Here is a 20,459-nt window from a genome sequence, read left to right on the forward strand (position 1 = left end):
ACAATAACAATTGCTCATTAGGCCCGATACATGACCCAATACAGTGACAACCAAAACCCTAAAAGCGATGCACACTCTCCAATAGTCACCGTCAATAATGCACCCAGCGATCAGCCTGCAACGCTCTGGTTAATCGACGATGATGCAGCGCTGCGTATGGTATTGGCAGATACGTTTGAAGATGCTGGTTTGACCGTTATCAGTTTTACCCAAGCGCAGGCAGCATGGACTCGGCTCAATGATGCGCTAAAACAGCAAGAATCAGCCACACAGCTGCCAGATGTAATATTGACTGATATTCGTATGCCAATGATGGATGGTTTGTCATTTAGTGACTGGGTACACCAGCACTTTCCGGACATGCCGATTGTCATTATGACAGCGCACTCAGACCTCACCTCTGCGATTAATAGCTATCAGACCGGTGCATTTGAATACTTACCAAAGCCCTTTGACCTAGATGATGCTGTTGCCACTATCTATAAAGCGATCAACTACCAGCCAAATATGGCGATAGCTCATTATTCGAACGAATCTGATACCCATATCGCGACTGACGCGCGCGCTGACAGTGAGATAACACCTGAAGCACCTACCAGTACACACTCTAAACACAGCAAAAATAAAGCTGAGGTGACAACTGCCTCTAAAGCTAATAGCAATCCGAGCGGTATCATCGGTCAGTCACAAGCCATGCAAGCCGTGTTTCGTGCCATTGGTAGATTGGCGCAGTCCCCCATCTCAGTCTTGATCACCGGAGAGTCAGGAACAGGTAAAGAGTTGGTTGCCAGTGCCTTGCACCAGCACTCACCGCGCAAACAGCAACCATTTATCGCCCTTAATATGGCAGCCATACCACATGATTTGATTGAGTCTGAATTATTTGGTCACGAAAAAGGCGCGTTCACTGGTGCAACGACAACTCGTCAAGGACGTTTTGAGCAGGCTAATGGCGGTACGTTATTTTTGGACGAAATTGGCGACATGCCCTTTAGTACCCAAACACGTCTGTTACGCGTACTGGCCAATGGCGAGTTTTACCGCGTTGGTGGACAGCAGCCGATCCAAGTAGATGTCCGTATCATCGCCGCCACTCACCAGAACTTAGAAGAATTAGTCAAACAAAATCGTTTCCGTGAAGATTTGTTTTATCGTCTCAATGTCATTCGTCTACCGCTGCCACCACTGCGTAAACGCCCCGAAGACATTCCTGCATTAGCGACCTACTTTATGCAGTCGGCAGCTGAGCAAATGAACACAACACCGAAACATTTGCATCCTGCGGCCTTACAGATGATGCAGACCTTTGACTGGCGCGGCAATGTGCGTCAACTTGAGAATGTCTGCCTATGGCTGACAGTGATGGCCACGGGCGACACCGTGATGGCGACAGATTTGCCACCAGAGCTATTAGAAAACACGCCTCTAGACTCAGAGCTAGACCAAGAACACGACTCGTCACCACAAGCAAATACAGAAAACCCTCAACTGCAAAATAAAGATGACTTAAATAATTACAGCCAAAATAATCAAGTCACTCAAGCTCCTGCCAGCCTTAGTTGGCAAAAAGCGCTCGCTATCTGGGCTGAACAATCTCTCAATACTGGCGAAACTGATATTCTACAAACGGCCACGCCTGAGTTTGAGCGGGTCTTGCTAACAGCAGCACTCAACCATAGTGGTGGCAAAAAGATAGAGGCAGCAAGTTTACTTGGTTGGGGTCGCAATACCCTGACCCGTAAATTACAGCAGTTAGACATCTCTGCACCCAGAGTGCCATCCAAAGAGTAAATAAAGGCTTAAAACGCAATATTAAAAAGCCATTAATATCAATTATTTATAAAAATACGTGAAAATAAATGCAAAATAACTAAAAATAATCGCAAATAGGGGTTGACCAAAAATTCAAACTCTATATAATAGCCAACCACTGAGACGCACTACCGAATCAGTTAACTGTCTAGATAGCGTTTGAACTTAATCGCTTTTGATGATAGAGTAACGAAAATGGGGCTGTGGCGGAATTGGTAGACGCACCAGATTTAGGTTCTGGCGCCGCAAGGTGTGAGAGTTCGAGTCTCTCCAGCCCCACCATTTTCGGATAGTACATCTTAGACCAAATATTAAAGCCTGCTTTTTAGCAGGTTTTTTTGTGTCTGTCATTTAGCATTTCTAGTTATAACCTTTATAAATTTGCTATCACCTCATCCATACTCTGATACCTTTTCTCTATTCGCTTTGCCAATGCTTTATCAACAATACTTTGATAGCGAACATACCCTAACGGTAATTTTGGAATAGGCTGCTGGCAGTGCTGAATGGCCCAATCTGTCATGGACTGATTACTTTGAGGGTCTATAATAAATGGTCGCTTCCCTACCAATATCTCAACCATCATGATACCGAAGGCATAGATGTCACTTTGTCTCGTTGCTCTTTGTCCTTGCCAACGCTCAGGTGCCAAATATGCTGGTGTTCCGCCAGAAAAATTTATTGCGTTTGGTCGATCATTTCTTTGGGCTAATGCAAAATCTGTCAATAGTAAGTCAGGCACTATACAATCACTATCGGCGTAACTTGTTAGATTATCACTGAGCAAAATATTACTAGGTTTAATATCATTATGAAGCCAGCCAGCGTTGTGTAGGTTGCAGACTAAATGAGCAGACTCTTTAATCAAATCATGTTTTTGCTTGTCTGTTAATGACACATGGTGATTCAACAGCTTGGCTAAGCTGCCGCTTTCATAATAAGGCATGACCAATACCGTTAACTGCTGGCTCTGTTCTAATGTGTCGACCTCTACATTGTGATAGGCCAATAGAGGTGGCGTAATAGAGCTAACTTGGATTTTCTGCGAATTATATAACGCTTGCAACACGCTTATTTCATGAGTTAAATCTGAGACACTTTGGAGTCTAACTGAAGTGGCACATAGCTCCCATTTAATTATCACGCTACCATACTCTACATGGCGTGCACGCGTTATACCTTGATAGCAGCTTTGCTTGCTGCGTTGTTTGGTAATTTGCGTTTTGCTCTCTTGGGTTTGCTCTGTGCTTCCCTCTCTGAGTTGTTGACTGATACGCTGATGCACTATTTGGGCATATTGTAACTCTGACAATACTTGGGTAATGATTGGCAATAGTTGTCCAGATTGCGCTTGCAAGGCTTGTTTAATAGGCAAATTACTGGCACTATTTTTCACAGTGTTATCTCTCATCATATTATAGAGTCGCAATCGCGCACTATCGTTTTACCCAACCGCCACTTTACCGCTAGAGTCATTATGTCACAGTCTAACAATTATGCCCTGCCCGCCCCTTTATTAGCATTGCTTAGCCAGTATCTGCAAGAGCACGTCACACCAACCATTGAGATTGACCCAAGCCAGCTTGCGTATCGCTGGGTCGGTGGACGTACTGGTCACCTACAGCCTTTGTCTGTCAATTTATTTTTGAGTTTGGATGATTTGCAAGGTATTGATGTGCAAAAAGCAAAGCTGGTACAAAACACCCGCCAGTTTCTCAAAGGCTATCCTGCCAATCACGTCCTGATGACAGGGACACGTGGTGCCGGCAAATCCTCGCTGATTCGCGCATTACTACAAGCCTATCACAGTGAAGGGTTACGCATTATCGAGATTGCGCGTGATGATCTACAGGTGCTAGACAAGATTCGTGCCGCGATTAATGCGCTGCCAGCGGACTGCGCTTGTCGCTATATCGTCTACTGTGATGATTTGGCATTTAACGGTCAAGATGAGAGTTATCGGGCGCTAAAAAGCGTGCTTGATGGCGCGCTAGACTCTGAGCAAGACAAGCTACTGGTCTATGCCACCAGTAATCGCCGTCGCTTGCTACCACAAATGATGAAGGACAATCTTGATATTTATAATGGGCAGACGGATGAAGTCAATCCCTACGAGACCATTGACGAGACCGTGTCGTTATCAGATCGATTTGGCTTATCACTGACCTTTCATCCCATGGATCAGCAGACATACTTACAGATTGTGCAGCATTATCTAAATTTAGAGCAACGGAAAATTTCAGCTCGCATTGATACTGATATTGAAATGGATGTGGACGGTGAAAATCTACCTGACAAAATCAGAATGGACGCCTTGCGCTGGGCATCTGAACGCGGTGGACGCTCAGGTCGAGTGGCTTATCAATTCAGTCGTTATTGGAGCGGCAAAACACAATTGGCTATTGAAGACCGTAAATCATAGCTGCTAAGCCATATCAGCCGCTAAGCCATATCTTTGAAACTATCTCTTTACAGTTATGCCTAATTGCTGCGTGCAGAGCCTACATACTGCACGCGACTCTCCTTTTGACTACCCGCTTGATTGTCTACCAAGTCGGTAGCCCCATTGACGCTATATTGAGCAAAATCTTCTGCCAGCCATATATTGCCTTGGTAGACACTTTGCGCATCTAAGCGAATATAGGCCATATTTGGCGTTTCGCTATCTGGATTATCAAAGCTCTGATAACGAGCGCTAAAGTGAGTCAAAATGATGTTTTTCAAGCTCATCTTTTGCGCGAATGTGCCCACTATGTGCGCGCTACTATGCATAGGATCAAAGTCAGGGTTGCGGGCTTGAATGGCCATCATGACCTCATGCGTATAAGTGGCCTCATGCACCAACAAATCCGCATCCATAACTGCTTCACTCAAACACTCTGGCGTGTCATTGTCCCCTGCTATTACTACTTTTGTCCGCTGCACATCATCATGAACATAGACTGCCGAATGTAAGTGCTGACCATCCTCAGTGATGACATTTTTGCCTTGTTGTAGCTTGCCCCACAGCGCACTTGCTGGAACACCATCCGCTATGAGTTTACCTGTATTGAGCGTGCGACGGATAATGGTCTGCGTGATACCAAACCCATGAGATGGCACGCGGTGCGATAACGGATAAACCTCTATCATCAGCTGATGTTGATTATCCAAGTCGATTTTTACTTTACCTTTATTAACTTCTTGCGACAACAGATCCTCTATCGACACAAAGTTGAGGGTAAATGGCAGATATAGTTCAGTATGTAGGATAAAGGCATCAAGCAGCGCCGAGATGGCTTTTGGTGCAATGAGCGTCAATGGCTCACGGCGACCTGACATCGCGGCACTCGCCAGCAGCCCTGGCAGGCCATAACAGTGGTCGCCATGGACGTGGGTAATACAAATAGCCGTCAATTGACGTAAGGAGAGCTTGGTATGCAGTAATTGCTGCTGTGTGCCTTCGCCACAATCGATGAGTAGCCACGGGCGCGACTTTTTATTTTGACTGTTGCTATGCGGCTGGTTGCCTTTTGATGAACCAGACGCATGAGGATTCAAGCACTCGATTGCCAATGCCGTTACATTACGCTGCTTAGTTGGCACGCCTGCGGAGGTGCCCAAAAAGGTTAATTTCAGCATAGGTCATGTCTTCTATTTATTAGAGGTTAGAGGCACGGATTAGGACCGTTGGCATATCATGGTTTTTTGACCGTCAACCATTTGTCCACCATTGGCCGTACATTCATTGACCATATTAGATTCATAAGATTTCCAGCCACCATAAAAACTAGCGGCGCACAGAATCACAACCAGTAGTTTTTGTGACCAAGATTTGATAGATACTTGCTGGTTATCAACCGGTTGCCTATTTTGCAAGTTCTGATCTAGCGACTGCTTAGCATCTGTGTCTTTCTTTGTTTTTGCATGATGCGATGTATTCAAGTCTGTCATTATTTTATCCTAAAAAAGGCTTTGCTTATAAATAAACAAAACCTTTTATCTAATATCACCTCAAGTATTGAGAGGTGTTTAAGTGTTTATACAAGTATCTTTTAAAACTGCGGTGTTCCGCCCTTTGCCTCAGCACGCTTAAAAGCGGGACGCTCTTGACAACGTTTGAGCCAGTTCAATAGATTGGCGTATTTAGATTGATCCATACCTGCACGCGCATTAGAGGCGGCGACTACGATATACATTTGAATATCAGCGGCACTGAACGTCTCCCCTGCAAACCAATGACTGTCTTGGAGATGCTGCTCCATCAGATTTAGGTTGTTGATAATATTATTGTTGATCATGCCATCTTCAACTTGTTTACGGATACCTTTACTGATCGGCTTGATGAGCATAGGCGATCGTTCAACGACTTTACTAAATACCAGACGCATAACTAACTGTGGCATCGCCGTGGCTTCGGCAAAATGCAACCAAAAAGTATAAGCTTCCCATGCCGCCTCATTATCATCAGTAGGCTTAAATTGATGCTCTTTGTCATAGTGTCTAAGCAGGTATTCAATGATAAAACCTGACTCAGCCAAAGCACGATCACCCACTTCAAGCACCGGCGTGTGTCCCAACGGATGCACTTTCTTTAAACTCTCAGGCGCAAGATACGCCTTAGTACGCTCATAAGTGGTCAGCTCATAATCTAGCTCCAACTCTTCTAGTAGCCACAAAATACGAAACGAGCGCGAATTATTTAAATGATGCAGAGTTAACATAAACCGTCCTAGTTATATATTGTTTTAAATCAGCCATAATCTCTTAAATATGGCGCCATGTTTTGAATTAAACATGACACCACTGCTCTTGATAATAGCGTAATTTTTGCCCCTTTGACACTGCAAGTTTGTAGAACTGTGACGAAAGTTATGAATAAAAATACCGGCTCGAGGTAGCACAAAGTCCCAAACAACGAGACAGGTAGCTTTTGACTGGCGACCATCGTCAGTGACATCGCAGCAGTGCTAATAATGCCCAACAACGGCAACAGATACCAAAGCTTATGGTTAGTGATTGCCACCTCAAAGCCACCATTCATATATAACGCAACCAATACGATTGGTAGCAACAATACAAGATCAGAGATCAAGCCTGTGATAGACGGTACGGCCAGTTTACGACGCAGCAAGTAGTACGGCGGATAACCCAAGCACACAAACAAAGTCGCCCAAGAGATCGCACCATATTCAAAGATATCGTAAGCAATACCAAGACCTGCACATATAATCGCAGCCCACTGTAGCAAGCTCATGTCTTCATTATAAAAAAAGCGACCGACCACGATCATTATCATCGGGTATAAGAAGTAACCCAACGTCACCTCAAGCCCCAAACCATTGACTGGCGCCCACATAAACATCCAGATTTGCGCCCCCAAAATCGGTGTGGGTAGTATGAATAAAAACCACTCTTTGGCATTTTTTAAGGTTTTTAGATAATCAAAAATATGCTGCCACTGTTTTAGCACACCCACCAGCAGCACCAGACCAAAAAACATCGTGAGCACGCGCCACGAAGCCACTTGTGTTCCTGATAGCGGTTGCAGCAGCAAGCCAAATAGGAACAGCAATGAGTATAAAAAGTTTGCAGCCACAGCCGTGATCGCACCCTGAGAAGTTTGGTTAGTAGTCAACATCACAACAGCCTTTAGAGATTGGGGCACATCCTTTGCAATTTTAAAAAAACAAAAGCCTCAGACGATAACGTCTGAGGCCTTTGCATATAAGGTCGTCGCACAATCTAAGATAAACGCTTTTAATGTATCTTGCTACATTATGGGCGGCATGATGTCAAAGTCGGAATAGATAAGCAATACCAGTGTGCATCTAGTGCATTAATTTCTACATCCAGTAAATTTAATGTATATAAGTGCTTATTTTGCATCAAGTTGTTCGAGTTTTTGCTGTATTTTATCCATCTTTTTTTGATAACGACGAATCTTACGAAAGCGATGCGCTTTTAGCACACCATCGATACGCTGATTGATAAAATGACGGCGCGGCGGAAAGCCGCCGACCTGCGGCTCTCTATATCCATGCAAGCGGTCATTACGCTGACGAACGAGATAGCCTATCGCACTATCGATTATCATGACCACTAGGGCAAGTGTAATCATACCGTACATAAAGAGCGAGCCACCTTCATCAAGACTTTGACTCAGAACGGTAATGGACAACACAAATAACAGTAGCGGCTCTATGTAGCTCAGCGCCCCAAATAGCGAGACCGGCAACTTGCTACTCGCAATCATCGTCAGCGACATTGCCAGTGCACTAAATGCACCTAGCAATGGCAGTAGGTACCAAAACTTCATATTTTGTGCCGCCACACTAAAACCACCAGTGAGATAAAGCATGATCAATACCACTGGCGTCAGCAATGTCAAATCAAACAACAAGCCAGTAATGGGCGGTACAGCAAGTGTGCGGCGCAATAGATAATACGGCGGATAGCCCAAACATACAAATAGCGTCACCCAAGACACCGAACCATATTGAACAATGTCGTAGCCAATACCGAGCGCTGCCAGTATCGCTGCCGCATACTGCAAGACACTCATATCCTCACGATAAAAAAATCGACCAAGCACAATCATCACAAGTGGCAATAAAAAATATCCCAAGGTGACATCCAAGCCAAACCCATTAACCGGTGCCCACATAAACAACCAAATCTGGCCGCCTAAGATCGGTGCAGGCAATATAAATATCAGCCATTCTTTTAAGGTCTTAAGCGTCTTTATATAATCAAAGACATGCTGCCATTGCTTAGTCAAACTGAGCAAAACAATCAAACTGAGCAGCATCATCAGCACGCGCCATGAGGCTACCTGTGTCCCCGTTAAGGGCAGCATAAACAGGCCAAACAAAAACATCATCGAGAATAAAAAGCTCGACGATACCGCTGCGACAGTTCCCTGAAAAGTTTGATTGGTCATAAGCATAACAACAGCCTTAAAAGTAAAACCCTATGTACATTATTAAGAAAAAGTGAATAAAAAATAAAAGCCTCCGACGACAACGTCAGAGGCTTTTTTCTAGGACAATGATCAGAAACTAGACTGAAAAGCTAACTACCAAGACTATTACTCGTCATCGTCTACTGCATCATTATCCAATGTGTAATCGTTGGCAATATCGATAGCGTCGTTGGCATCGCTCAAAGCGGTATTGTCAGTTGCGGTATCGATATCTATCTGCTCCTGACCTTCCACCTCAAACGTGCCATCTTCTTTCATCGCATCGACTAATTCATCATCATCCTCTTCGTGCTCAACACGCGCCATAGCGACCAATTTTTCATCTTTTGGCAGACGAATGAGCGTGACACCTTGAGTGTTACGGCCAGAGCTCGCGACATGCTCAACTGGCGTACGTACTAGCGTTCCTTTGTCAGAGATTAAAATAATATCATCGGTAGCGTCAACTTTAGTCGCTCGCACCAATGCGCCATTACGCTCACTGGTCTTAATGGCGATAACACCGCCACCGCCACGGTTTTGCGTATTAAACTCTTCGATAAGGGTACGCTTACCAAAGCCGTTTTCACAAGCAATTAGGATTTCATGTACATCATCTTCGATAACGACCAATGATTTGATAAATTCATCAGTAGCCAAACGCATACCGCGGACGCCTTTCGCTGTACGGCCCATCGCACGAGCATCATTCTCATCAAAACGAATCGCTTTACCACTTGAGGCAAATAGCATCACTTCTTGATTGCCGTTGGTAATACGAGCGCTGACCAATTTATCACCCTCTTCTAGACCAACCGCGATCAAGCCGTTCGAGCGAATATTGGCAAACTGTTCAAGCTCAACACGCTTGACTGTGCCATTGGCGGTTGCAAAGAAGACAAAGCGGCCGCTAACTTCCTCAGACATTTGCGGAATCGGTAGTATCGTGGTTACTGTCTCATCGCTGTTCAGGCCAATCAAATTGACCAACGGACGACCACGAGCACCGCGGCTGGCAATCGGCACTTCAAACCCACGTAAGCTAAAGACGCGGCCACTGTCAGTGAAGCACAATACCGTAGAGTGCGTTGAGGTCACGACCAGATGATCAATCACATCATCTTCTTTCATCGCGGTTGCAGACTTGCCTTTACCACCACGTTTTTGTGCAACATAATCGTCAATCGGCTGAGTCTTGGCATAGCCAGTACGCGACACCGTCATCACAACAGTCTGCTCAGGAATCAGGTCTTCACGGCTGAAATCCATGCGTGAATCGATGATGTCGGTGCGACGCTCATCACCAAAGTTATCACGAATCTCGATCATCTCATTAGAGATAATGCTCATAAGCTTATCAAAATCACCCAGAATAGACTCTAAATGAGTGATTTCGCGTAGTAAGTCTTGGTATTCTTCGGTCAATTTATCTTGCTCAAGACCCGTCAAACGATGTAATTGCATGTCTAAAATCGCATTGACCTGCTCAAGTGACAAGCGATAACGCTCCTCGCCTTCGATCAGACCAAACGGCGCTTTAGGATCTTCGCCATCGATAAACTCAGGACGTACTGACTGACTACCAGCAGCCGTGAGCATCGCAACGACACTGCCTGAACCCCATGTATTATTCAATAAGCTTTCGCGGGCGAGTCCACGGTTTGCAGACGCTTTAATCGTCGCAATAATCTCATCGATATTGGCTAATGCAACCGTTAAACCTTCTAGCAAATGACCACGAACGCGGGCTTTGTTCAATTCATAAATCGTACGGCGCGTCACCACTTCTTGACGATGACGGACAAATGCAGCGATAAGCTGACGCAAGGTCAATAGTTTGGGCTGACCATTATCAAGCGCGACCATATTGATGCTAAAGCTAGACTCAAGCGGCGTCTGCAAGAACAAGTTATTAACGATAACTTCGGCAGTTTCTCCGCGACGCAAGTCAATAGCGATACGCATACCTTCTTTGTCAGACTCATCACGAATCTCGCTGATGCCCTCGATTTTTTTATCACGAACAAGCTCTGCGATACGCTCGATTAGTTTGGCTTTATTGGCCTGATAAGGGATTTCGGTAAATACGATGCGCTCACGATCGCGGTTGACGCCAGAATTGCTCATCGGCTCGATATGATAACGACCACGAATATGCAAACGGCCTTTACCCGTGCGGTAAGCATCTAAAATGCCTGCGCGACCATAGATAATACCGCCTGTAGGGAAATCAGGACCTGAAATATGTGACATCAGCTCTTCGGCTGAAACTTGTGGGTTCTCTGCATAAGCCAAGCAAGCGTTAATGACTTCGGTCAAGTTGTGCGGTGCCATATTGGTCGCCATGCCGACAGCGATACCCGTCGCGCCATTGACCAATAAGTTAGGAATACGTGCTGGCATTACGCTTGGCATGCGCTCAGAGCCGTCGTAGTTGTCTTCCCAATCGACCGTATCTTTGTCCAAGTCTGCCAGCATCTGGTGAGTCAGCTTGGTCATACGTACTTCGGTATAACGCATCGCTGCCGGAGGATCATCATCGATCGAGCCAAAGTTACCTTGACCATCAACCATTGGGTAGCGCAAGCTAAAATCCTGCGCCATACGGACGATGGCATCATAGACGGCACTATCACCATGTGGATGGTACTTACCGATCACATCACCAACCACACGAGCTGATTTTTTGTACGGTTTATTATAGTCGTTTGATAGCACGTGCATGGCGTACATCACGCGGCGGTGTACAGGTTTGAACCCATCACGCACATCAGGCAGCGCACGCGAGACGATCACGCTCATCGCATAATCCAGATAGGATTGCTTTAGTTCATCTACGATGCCAATAGGACTGACCGATTCGCTCATATACACTCCTTCACTCACATTTTTTTCTAACGTTGACACATCGCTTATGGCACCCACAGATCATATAAAAATACTGCCACATAAATGGGCAGTCATGATCAAAATACATACCATAAAAAAACACTGCTACACGTGCAAAACAATAGGAAAATAGTGATACGGTTTTTGTTAAAAACAATGTTTAATAAAAGAAGCTATTTTAGCACAAATTTGCTGATTTAGGGGGTTCTGACCACCATTAAAATCAAGCTAGGCGGTTCATTTGCAGTGATATTTTGAATTACCCATACACTCTAAAATAATTCTAATGACAGGTTTTTTTTGATTGGCTGATTTTGCCATTTTTACAGACGAACTTACAACCTGCTGAGCAAAGAGATACTCCGTCCATCTTAGCTGAACAGAGCCTACCAATTGTTCTAACATGAGCTAATGGGTTTCATAAGTATATGATGATTTAAATTAGGTCAATGAGGCTATTTTTTTAGTGACGCTGGACAAAAAAATCCTAAGCGTTACACTAACTCATCTTTTATAGAACTCGAATAACGACCTAACAGGCTACTTTTATTATGGATATCATTCTTGCGATTGTTTGGATTTTAGCAATGGTGCTATATAGCTTTTCGAGCGATTATGTTGCTAGCTTTCCTAACCATAACAATCGCGCTGTACCCTATGTCCGTTGGGGAGCACTTTTAGTCGCCATGGCTTTGTCAGCATACTTAGCAAAAGCCTATCAAGAAAACCTACAAGGCAACGGTATGTGGGTATTTGTTATCGTCGTATTTGTCATTATTGTTTTAGCCAAGATCGTCTTTAAATGGGTCATTAATAGACGTTTGAAACGCTAAGCTATACTGAATATTTTTGTTGCTCTCAACCTCACTTCTATTGATCTGAACGCCTTATGACAACTGAACATCAAAACAACCAACTTGACCTAAACCAAGCCACCGCACCAGAAGACACACGAGCAGATCGTAGCTTCGATACCATTGCCAATCATTTTGAAAAAAAGGTCTATGGCGGTTTAAAAGGTGAAATCCGATTGGCGGTATTACGCCGTGATATTGTTGAATATAGTGCGCAGATGAGTGAAGCGCTTGGACGACCGCTGCGTATCTTAGATGTGGGTGCAGGGCTTGCACAAATTGCCATAGAGCTTGCTACTCAAGGTCATAGCGTCGTCATCAACGATATCTCAGCAAATATGCTTGAGAAGGCAAAAGCAAACGCTGAACAAATCGATCAAGCGCTGGATATCACATGGTACGTCTGTCCATACCAAGCGCTTGCAGAAAAATTGACTAAAGAAGTTGATAAGTTTGATTTGATCCTATCGCACGCGCTACTTGAATGGTTGGCAGAGCCTGCTGCCGTCATGGACTTCTTTGATCAATATCTAACCGATGATGGCGCGCTATCTTTGTGCTTTTATAATCCCGCAAGCTTTGATTATCGCAACCTCATCATGGGAAATTTTAATTTACTCGATAATACAGACTACAAGGCGGACAATAAAAAAAGCCTCACACCCAATCATCCCGTTGCTAAAGAAGAAGTGGAGTCTTGGTTGAAGGCGCATGACTATCAGACGGTACGTAGCAGTGGTCTACGGGTATTTCATGACTATGCACCGCTCAAGCGTGGCGGGCATAACGATCCAGATGCGGTGATAAGGATGGAGCTGCGCTACTCACAATTAGAGCCATACAAATGGCTTGGACGGTATTTGCATATTCTGGCTAAACGGTAAACTTAGACAACCGCTCAAAAGCTGTGAAGGCTACTAAACGTCTTCATCAACTCTCGATGATCTGTCATATTCTGACCAAGTGGTGGCATTGACCTCTTTTTCGTCAAACACGACCACATGCTCCAATAACGGCAAGATACCAATATGTGAACCAATTTCATGATTATGATGACTAGCAACCAGTGATAATATGGTCTGTCCGTCATCTAACTGTAGACGGTACAAATAGTTGGCACCGCGGAACACTCGCCCAATCACCAAGGCTGTCTGCGTACTATCATCATCATGGATGATATCGTCAGGACGCACGAGCACCTTGATTGGTGTACCATTTGGATAATCATATTCGCAGTACTGTGGTTGTCCTGATTGATCATAGACTTCCATGCGGCGATAGATATTGCCAAGCGCCGTCTCCACACGACCTTCTTTGATGATACCGTCTATCATCGCGCCTTCGCCGACGAACTCAGCGACAAAAGGACTGACAGGCTCATGATACAGCTCGCTTGGTGTTGCCCACTGTACCAATCTGCCCTTATCCATTACCCCGACTTTATCTGCTAACGCAAACGCTTCGTTTTGGTCATGAGTGACCAAGATTGCAGTAGTATTGGTACGTTTGAGAATGTCACGGACATTCATTGCCAAGGATTCACGTAATACCACGTCCAGATTAGAAAATGGCTCATCAAGTAGTAGTAATTTAGGCTTCGGTGCAAGCGCCCTTGCAAGTGCCACACGCTGCTGCTGACCACCGGACAGCTCATTTGGACGTTTATCCGCATGCTCCGTCAGTTCGACCAGGCTTAGCATCTCAGCCACACGAGCTTTTTTGTCAGCCGCTGACCATTTATTGAGGCCAAAGGCAATGTTTTTTGCCACGCTCAAATGACCAAAAAGCGCATAATCTTGAAACACCATCCCCATGCCGCGCTTGGCTGGTGCCACGGCAAAAGAGTCCCGAGCTGTTTTTTCCGTTAGACGTTGATTGTTTAAATGGATAGTACCGCCGCGGCTTTGCTCCAGTCCTGCAATCGCTCGCAATGCCGTGGTCTTGCCGCAGCCACTATAGCCCAAGAAGCAACCAATCTCTCCTTGCTCAAGCATCAACGACATGCCATTAACTACAATAGTATCGTCATAGCCGACAATTAGGTTTTGTACACTAAAATATGGATTGGTCGCGATAGTGCTCTCAGTATCTTGGCGCGCAGTATCGGCTTGTTCTACAGGCTTGCTACGTTGAGACTGGGTTGTCCGAGTTTGCACGACTGGTGATTTTTTGACAGGAGTACTACGTGCTCCAGTCTTTACTGACTGAGCGTCTGACGAGTCGTTCATTGAATCAGTGTACATAGACAATCCCAGTTCGCTATTAGTAAATACAATATTGGATAAAGCAGTAAAAATGATAATATAAGTTGGATCAAGCACCATTAACCATGGCATATTTATAAGCAGCAATGGCGGTTAGCTGTGTTTGTCACTTTGACGCAATAGTATCCAAACAGGAAGCAATCCGACCAGTACAATCAATAAACTTGGTAATGCTGCCCGCCCCCACATGCCTTCGCTTGTCATCTCAAATACGCGCACCGCCAGTGTATCCCAGCCCTGCCTGCGTGTCATCAATGTGATCGGCATCTCCTTCATCACTTCGACAAATCCCATTAACAATGCCGTTAGTATCCCAGGGCTAAGCACAGGTAGCATCACATGACGCCAACGCTGGTACGCACTGTCACTAAGCAGTTTCGCTGCGGCCTCTTGATTGACGGTCAATCGTTGTAACTGCCGATCCACTGGCTGAAAACTCACCGTCATAAAACGCGTCGACAATGCCAATAGCATAACGATCACACTGCCTGAGAGCACCTGCTGCGAGGTGATACCAAAAGCAATCATTTGATTGTCTAGCCACGCAATAGGAATAAAAATACCCACTGCCAATACCGTACCTGGCACGACGTAGCCTAAATTAGCGAGCGTGGTCATCAGTTTAGTCGATTTATCAGGATATTGCCGCTTGATCCACGCAATAATCACTGCCAAAAAGGCAATAAAAACTGTGGTCATACTAGCAATCATAAGGCTGTTAGTCACAAAATCAATATAGCGCGCATCAAAATCTTGGCGAAAATTCAGTGCAGTCCAATAAATCAGCTGCAAGAACGGTATTAGAAAAGCCAGCAAAAATACAAACGTACATAGCAAGCTCATCCCTATTTTGGCAGGAGTACTGGCGTCGAAACGCTGGTTGCTGCCTTGCGTAATCGTACTGCCGCGCTTGGCCTGCCAATACTGCTCAAACAGTACTACAATAAAAATCACACCGATGAGCAAGGCTGCTAACTGAGCCGCTGTGGTCAAACTAAAAAAGCCAAACCACGCCTTATAAATAGCGGTGGTAAACGTATCGACATTGAATACCGAAACCGCGCCAAAATCTGCCAATGTCTCCATACTTGCCAGCAATAAGCCACCGATAATCCACGGCAGTGCTTGCGGTAATGCCAACCGAAAAAACACGCGGCTACGGCTCAAACCTAGCATCTGCCCTGCTTCAATCGCCCGCCGACCTTGTGACAAAAACGCCTGACGCGCCAGCAAATACACATAAGGATAAAATGCCAGCGACAACACTAAACCTGCACCCCAGACATTACGTACCGAGGGAATGGCTGTCGTGATACCAAAATCGCGCAGTCCTGTCTGTAACGGCCCACTAAAATCCACAATACCAATGGTGACAAATGCCAATACATAAGCCGGTATGGCAAGCGGCAACATGAGTGCCCACGAAAAAAACCGCTGGCCAGGGAAGCGGTACATGCTGGTTACCCAAGCGAGAACCGTACCAATGGTCCCCGATATAACCGTCACCATAAACAGTAAAATCGCGGTATTTTTGAGCACTTGCGGCAGGACATACTCTGCCATATGTGTCCAAATATCGGCGACTGGTTGCGTCCACGACAACAACACGATCAAAATCGGCACCAGCATAAACAACGAAATCAGCCCTAAGACTGATTTCGAGATAATATGTTTACGAAGGGCATGGTCTTGACTGACCGTCTGATTGTCATCAGCTCTGCTACTGATTGGATCTTGCTCGCTAACAGACGCATCTGGCGTTGTGATCATAGTATCATTACCGTGTCATACTCACGCATCGAGGCTTTTTAAGCATAGACCAAACTCAAAACCGTCATTACTTTAACAACTAACTCTTAAAGACTTATTTTTAAAGGCTGTTCTTTAAAAACTGTCCTTTAAAAAAGATGATGTTGAGCTTGGTATCACGATGACTGGCAGTCTTTTATTTATAACCCGCTTTGTCCATCATTTGAATGGCTTGAGTTTGTAGCTCACCAAATTTCTGTACGTTGATATCGTCTTTTTTGAACTCGCCCCAAGATCTGAGCATTTCTGACTCATCCACCCCTTCTTTGACTGGGAATTCTTTGTCTGAGCTGGCGTAAAGGCCTTGCGCCTCATCAGATGACAACCACTCAATCAGTTTAAGCGTACCGTCTGGATTATCTGACCCTGTAACCACGCCCGCGCCTGAAACGTTTACATGTGTACCAGTGGTGCCTTGGTTTGCCCAGAATATTTTCACAGGGAAGTTTGGTTTTTCGTCTAATAGACGGCCATAGTAGTAACTGTTGGCGATACCGACTTCACACTGACCAGCAGCAATCGCCTCTAGCATAGAGGTATCATCGCTAAATACGTCAGTGGCGAGATTATCGACCCAACCACGGATGACAGCTTCTGTTTTTTCTTCACCCATGTGCTCTATCATGCTGGCCACAAGTGACTGGTTGTATACCTTTTTAGAAGTACGCAAGCATAGTTTGCCTTTCCACTTTGGATCCGCCAAATCTGCATAAGACGATAATTGATCGGCGCTAACTTTGCTTGGGTCATAAAAAATCGTACGCGCGCGCAGTGATAGACCTGTCCACTGACCTTTTGGATCGCGATACTTTGCAGGGACATTGGCCTCTAGCACAGACGACGCTACTGGCTGTAGCAACCCTTGCTGAGCCGCTTGCCATAAGTTACCCGCGTCCACCGTCAGTAGCATGTCAGCTGGAGTGTTTTGACCTTCCGCTTGCAAGCGCGCCATCAGTGGGCCAGTTTTGTCTGTGACAAGTTCAATCTTGACACCAGTCTGTTCAGTATAGCGGTCTAGCAATGGTTTAATCAGCTGCTCATTACGTGAAGAATAAATAGTAATTGTTTGACCATCTGCACTGGTCACACCGTCATCATTACCTGCTTGCTGTTCAGTTTCAGTACCAGCCGCTGTTGTCTCTGTCTCCACGCTGTCTTCGGTTGTAGAAGAATTGCTACAGCCAACCATTCCCAACATCAGGCCAAATATGGCAGCAGACAATACAGGCTTGGTGGTGACTAGATTAGTGCGGATGGTGTTCAGTGGCATGGTTTTCCCCATAGTAATGCGATAAAAAAGAGACGGCAAATAGTGAGATAAAATGGTCAAAGCCCCTATTTGTTGGGATTCGTTGGACCATAATCATGGAAACAACATACTAATAGAAATGAGATTAACTATCAATACATTTATCTAACCCAAGATGCTGAAATTATTTGGCTTATTAGTCATTTTCTAAAGCTAAGTTGTACCTAAAACGGCTCTTGTGTTTTTGTACTCCTGCACTCTTGTGAATGGCAAATATATTAACTAATACCAAACCAATTTAGAGCAGCCATTGCCCTAACATAACATTGACCGCCGCTTCTGTACGCAATATACGCGGCCCTATATGTACTGGCGTGCACCCGTGTGCGGCGAGTAGCGCTATCTCATAATCGATCCAACCGCCTTCAGCACCGATGCAGACCAAACTGGGCAATTCTAATGTTGTATCTAATTGTCGAAATTCAGAAAATGACTGCTCAGCATAAGGGTGTGCAACGATGGCTTGATTACTCACCAAACTGGTAAGCGTATCCTCGACAAATGGCTTAAAACGTTTTTGTAGCGTAATACGAGGTGCAATCGTATCAACCCCTTGTTGCAACCCTTCTAATACAAACTCATCAAGACGCTCAAGCAGCGGACTTTGCCAATAGCTTTTTTGCGTGCGATAGCTGTTAACAAGCACAATATCGCATACGCCAAGCGCCGTCATATCCATGATCAAACGCCGCAATACTTTGGGCCGAGGTAAGGCCAAAACCACGGTCAGATCCAGTTTGGCTGGCGGGGTAATAGCGAGCTGAACATCGTATAACTGAATACTATCAGCAGCAATGTCCTCAATGACAGCCGTACCAAGATTGCCACCGAGCTGCCCTATTTTGAGCGTGTCACCGACTTTTGCGCCCAGTATGTTATTAACATGGTCGACTTGCACTACGTCATTGATCTTTGCCGTGTTTGCAGAGAAGTTTTCAACGGGCAGTAATATACAATTCATAATATCTCTTGGTCTAACGTTTTAGGACAATACCGTTCAATAACGTCCTCAATCATAGCCAGTTGACGAGTCAGTACCGCTTGCTGTTGTACGGTTATTGTCTCACCCGCCTGTCCTGCCTGCGTCGCTAATGGTAAATCACTTAACCACACCTCTAGCTGCTGACAAATAAGTGCGGTGTCATCAGTGCTATCAGTACCGTACTGATGATTTACTGTACTTTTAGCGCACTCATTTGAGCCATCTATCGTCATTGGACGATAAAACTGATTGTTTGGTTGATATAAAGCGCCTACCTCGGCCAGTTTATCGACCACCCTTTGGCACGATTGGGTGTAACGACCCATGATAATAGGCGTTGCCACGCTCGCAGGTTCAACGGGATTGTGTCCGCCTATGTCTACTAGCGACCCTCCAACCAATGCGACATTTGCCAGTGTATACCAAGTCATCATCTCACCCATGCTGTCCGCCAGATAGACTTGCGTGTCTGCATTGATGGGCTCATCAAGACTGCGCCGTGCCATTGTTAGCCCAGTCTTTTCGATCAATGCTGCGACTTCATCAAAACGCTCAGGATGTCTGGGCACGATGATCAGCAACGTATTGGTTAGTGATGACTGCGATAAGATCTGCTGATGTAACGATAGCACCGTCTCTTCTTCGCCGTTATGAGTGCTTGCTGCCACCCAAACTGGTCGGCCTGCTATCGCAAACGCTTTTGCCAGCGCATTTTTTTTAGCAAGCGCATTTTTTTTAGAGGGTATCTGCGCACTTGCATCTTCTGTATCACCAGCCTGCTCACTAGAACCAATCGCCTTATCATCGATTTTGGGCGTATTGATGACCCACTTTAGCGACCCTGCCACGCGGATCTGTGCGCTATCCGCCCCTAATTGACGAAAGCGTTTGGCAGAATCGCTGTCTTGCGCAATGATGAGCGCAAGGTTTTTCATCATGCTGGCACTCACCGCACCAATTTTTTGATAACTTTTAAAAGAAGACGCCGAGAGACGACCATTGACTAAGATACTTGGTATCTGATGCTCAGCAAGCTTGGTCAAGATATTCGCCCATAGTTCAGTTTCGACAAACAGCGCGGCGATAGGCTGTACGTGCGTCAAAAATGTCTCAATCACGGCAGGAGTATCAACGGGGACATAACTGTGGCTCATACGACCTTGAGCGATTTCATCTGCAAACCGACTGGCACCGCGAGCAAAACCTGTCTGCGTGGTGTTGGTCAACCATATCTGATAGCCACTAGCCAGCAATGCGTCTAATAAAGGTGCAACCGTATTGGTCTCACCCAACGATACCGCATGACACCAAATCACACCTTTATTACTGTGACCAGTAATCGCTGGACGCGGTGGATATTGCTTGCCAAAACGCTGAGCAACTTCTTGCTGATAATTGTCACGTTTGTGAGAGCGCCGCCATACTTGCAGACGGTATAGCGGCTTTAACACACCGATCAGAAATTGATAATAAAATGGCGTCTGATACACCGCACGATCAGTCAATAAATTATGACCTGACAACCTAGTGTCAGTCGAATGGGAAGATGTGTCAGATGGAGTATGAGATGATGGCATGGAGTAGCCCAGATTAGTAA

At 45.4% G+C, this 20,459-nt stretch carries 16 protein-coding genes and 1 tRNA gene; 5 read left to right on the forward strand and 12 right to left on the reverse strand.

What is annotated here, in order from left to right; genetic code table 11:
- Positions 1-30: 30 nt before the first annotated feature.
- Both PSBA01_RS01410 and PSBA01_RS01415 read left to right on the forward strand, forming a co-directional pair.
- The gene (locus tag PSBA01_RS01410) at positions 31-1,791 is read left to right on the forward strand and encodes a sigma 54-interacting transcriptional regulator (protein ID WP_071003444.1); all 1,761 of its coding nucleotides are present in this window, start codon (positions 31-33) and stop codon (positions 1,789-1,791) included.
- Between the two features lie 218 nt (positions 1,792-2,009).
- A tRNA-Leu gene (locus PSBA01_RS01415) sits at positions 2,010-2,094 on the forward strand.
- Positions 2,095-2,185: 91 nt separating this feature from the next.
- Here the strand turns inward: PSBA01_RS01415 and PSBA01_RS01420 are convergent.
- On the reverse strand, positions 2,186-3,208 hold the full coding sequence (locus PSBA01_RS01420) for a serine/threonine-protein kinase (RefSeq protein WP_228724611.1): 1,023 nt from the start codon (positions 3,206-3,208) through the stop codon (positions 2,186-2,188).
- An 81-nt stretch (positions 3,209-3,289) separates the two neighbouring features.
- Between PSBA01_RS01420 and PSBA01_RS01425 the strand changes: the two genes are divergently transcribed.
- Positions 3,290-4,234: an ATP-binding protein gene (locus PSBA01_RS01425; RefSeq protein WP_058025551.1), complete on the forward strand. Its 945-nt coding sequence runs from the start codon at positions 3,290-3,292 to the stop codon at positions 4,232-4,234.
- A gap of 59 nt (positions 4,235-4,293) precedes the next feature.
- Here PSBA01_RS01425 and PSBA01_RS01430 read toward each other — a convergent pair whose 3' ends face one another.
- The 6 genes from PSBA01_RS01430 to gyrA all read right to left on the reverse strand — a co-directional run bounded on the left by PSBA01_RS01430 (position 4,294) and on the right by gyrA (position 11,623).
- Positions 4,294-5,433, reverse strand: a complete 1,140-nt coding sequence (locus PSBA01_RS01430; protein ID WP_186474840.1) for a ribonuclease Z — start codon at positions 5,431-5,433, stop codon at positions 4,294-4,296.
- Positions 5,434-5,472: 39 nt separating this feature from the next.
- Entirely contained in the window at positions 5,473-5,745 is a 273-nt protein-coding gene (locus tag PSBA01_RS01435) for a hypothetical protein (protein ID WP_186474841.1), read from the reverse strand.
- A 101-nt stretch (positions 5,746-5,846) separates the two neighbouring features.
- Positions 5,847-6,515, reverse strand: a complete 669-nt coding sequence (locus PSBA01_RS01440; protein WP_186474842.1) for a glutathione S-transferase — start codon at positions 6,513-6,515, stop codon at positions 5,847-5,849.
- 29 nt (positions 6,516-6,544) lie between these two features.
- Positions 6,545-7,432, reverse strand: a complete 888-nt coding sequence (rarD, locus tag PSBA01_RS01445) for an EamA family transporter RarD (protein WP_186474843.1) — start codon at positions 7,430-7,432, stop codon at positions 6,545-6,547.
- Between the two features lie 237 nt (positions 7,433-7,669).
- Positions 7,670-8,734, reverse strand: a complete 1,065-nt coding sequence (rarD, locus tag PSBA01_RS01450; protein ID WP_228724612.1) for an EamA family transporter RarD — start codon at positions 8,732-8,734, stop codon at positions 7,670-7,672.
- Between the two features lie 147 nt (positions 8,735-8,881).
- Positions 8,882-11,623, reverse strand: a complete 2,742-nt coding sequence (gyrA, locus tag PSBA01_RS01455) for a DNA gyrase subunit A (protein ID WP_186474845.1) — start codon at positions 11,621-11,623, stop codon at positions 8,882-8,884.
- 572 nt (positions 11,624-12,195) lie between these two features.
- Between gyrA and PSBA01_RS01460 the strand changes: the two genes are divergently transcribed.
- Together PSBA01_RS01460 and PSBA01_RS01465 are read left to right on the forward strand one after the other, a co-directional pair.
- On the forward strand, positions 12,196-12,477 hold the full coding sequence (locus PSBA01_RS01460) for a hypothetical protein (RefSeq protein WP_058025545.1): 282 nt from the start codon (positions 12,196-12,198) through the stop codon (positions 12,475-12,477).
- A gap of 56 nt (positions 12,478-12,533) precedes the next feature.
- Positions 12,534-13,382: a methyltransferase domain-containing protein gene (locus PSBA01_RS01465; protein ID WP_186474846.1), complete on the forward strand. Its 849-nt coding sequence runs from the start codon at positions 12,534-12,536 to the stop codon at positions 13,380-13,382.
- Positions 13,383-13,415: 33 nt separating this feature from the next.
- On the opposite strand, the gene PSBA01_RS01470 is transcribed toward PSBA01_RS01465, so the two are convergent.
- The 5 genes from PSBA01_RS01470 to PSBA01_RS01490 all read right to left on the reverse strand — a co-directional run bounded on the left by PSBA01_RS01470 (position 13,416) and on the right by PSBA01_RS01490 (position 20,439).
- Positions 13,416-14,741 (reverse strand): ABC transporter ATP-binding protein, encoded by a 1,326-nt coding sequence (locus tag PSBA01_RS01470; protein ID WP_186474847.1) that lies wholly within the window; start codon positions 14,739-14,741, stop codon positions 13,416-13,418.
- Between the two features lie 114 nt (positions 14,742-14,855).
- A complete protein-coding gene (locus tag PSBA01_RS01475) occupies positions 14,856-16,532 on the reverse strand; it encodes an ABC transporter permease (RefSeq protein WP_186474848.1) in 1,677 nt (558 codons plus the stop codon).
- Positions 16,533-16,707: 175 nt separating this feature from the next.
- A complete protein-coding gene (locus PSBA01_RS01480) occupies positions 16,708-17,841 on the reverse strand; it encodes an extracellular solute-binding protein (RefSeq protein WP_186474849.1) in 1,134 nt (377 codons plus the stop codon).
- A gap of 277 nt (positions 17,842-18,118) precedes the next feature.
- The gene (locus PSBA01_RS01485) at positions 18,119-18,841 is read right to left on the reverse strand and encodes a 16S rRNA (uracil(1498)-N(3))-methyltransferase (protein ID WP_186474850.1); all 723 of its coding nucleotides are present in this window, start codon (positions 18,839-18,841) and stop codon (positions 18,119-18,121) included.
- Positions 18,838-20,439, reverse strand: coding sequence for a 3-deoxy-D-manno-octulosonic acid transferase (locus tag PSBA01_RS01490; RefSeq protein ID WP_186474851.1), 1,602 nt, complete (start codon positions 20,437-20,439; stop codon positions 18,838-18,840). Before PSBA01_RS01490 ends, PSBA01_RS01485 begins: the two co-directional genes overlap by 4 nt.
- Positions 20,440-20,459 lie beyond the last annotated feature (20 nt).

Origin of the sequence: Psychrobacter sp. KCTC 72983 (genome assembly GCF_014280455.1) — a bacterium.
Lineage (GTDB): Bacteria > Pseudomonadota > Gammaproteobacteria > Pseudomonadales > Moraxellaceae > Psychrobacter > Psychrobacter pacificensis.

What these genes read in the sequence shown, in the direction of transcription:
- PSBA01_RS01410 (WP_071003444.1), top strand. Translation starts at nt 31, where the DNA reads ATGACCCAATACAGTGACAACCAAAACCCTAAAAGCGATGCACACTCT.
- PSBA01_RS01425 (WP_058025551.1), top strand. Translation starts at nt 3,290, where the DNA reads ATGTCACAGTCTAACAATTATGCCCTGCCCGCCCCTTTATTAGCATTG.
- PSBA01_RS01430 (WP_186474840.1), bottom strand. Translation starts at nt 5,433, where the DNA reads ATGCTGAAATTAACCTTTTTGGGCACCTCCGCAGGCGTGCCAACTAAG.
- PSBA01_RS01435 (WP_186474841.1), bottom strand. Translation starts at nt 5,745, where the DNA reads ATGACAGACTTGAATACATCGCATCATGCAAAAACAAAGAAAGACACA.
- PSBA01_RS01440 (WP_186474842.1), bottom strand. Translation starts at nt 6,515, where the DNA reads ATGTTAACTCTGCATCATTTAAATAATTCGCGCTCGTTTCGTATTTTG.
- rarD (WP_186474843.1), bottom strand. Translation starts at nt 7,432, where the DNA reads ATGTTGACTACTAACCAAACTTCTCAGGGTGCGATCACGGCTGTGGCT.
- rarD (WP_228724612.1), bottom strand. Translation starts at nt 8,734, where the DNA reads ATGACCAATCAAACTTTTCAGGGAACTGTCGCAGCGGTATCGTCGAGC.
- gyrA (WP_186474845.1), bottom strand. Translation starts at nt 11,623, where the DNA reads ATGAGCGAATCGGTCAGTCCTATTGGCATCGTAGATGAACTAAAGCAA.
- PSBA01_RS01460 (WP_058025545.1), top strand. Translation starts at nt 12,196, where the DNA reads ATGGATATCATTCTTGCGATTGTTTGGATTTTAGCAATGGTGCTATAT.
- PSBA01_RS01465 (WP_186474846.1), top strand. Translation starts at nt 12,534, where the DNA reads ATGACAACTGAACATCAAAACAACCAACTTGACCTAAACCAAGCCACC.
- PSBA01_RS01470 (WP_186474847.1), bottom strand. Translation starts at nt 14,741, where the DNA reads ATGTACACTGATTCAATGAACGACTCGTCAGACGCTCAGTCAGTAAAG.
- PSBA01_RS01475 (WP_186474848.1), bottom strand. Translation starts at nt 16,532, where the DNA reads ATGATCACAACGCCAGATGCGTCTGTTAGCGAGCAAGATCCAATCAGT.
- PSBA01_RS01480 (WP_186474849.1), bottom strand. Translation starts at nt 17,841, where the DNA reads ATGCCACTGAACACCATCCGCACTAATCTAGTCACCACCAAGCCTGTA.
- PSBA01_RS01485 (WP_186474850.1), bottom strand. Translation starts at nt 18,841, where the DNA reads ATGAATTGTATATTACTGCCCGTTGAAAACTTCTCTGCAAACACGGCA.
- PSBA01_RS01490 (WP_186474851.1), bottom strand. Translation starts at nt 20,439, where the DNA reads ATGCCATCATCTCATACTCCATCTGACACATCTTCCCATTCGACTGAC.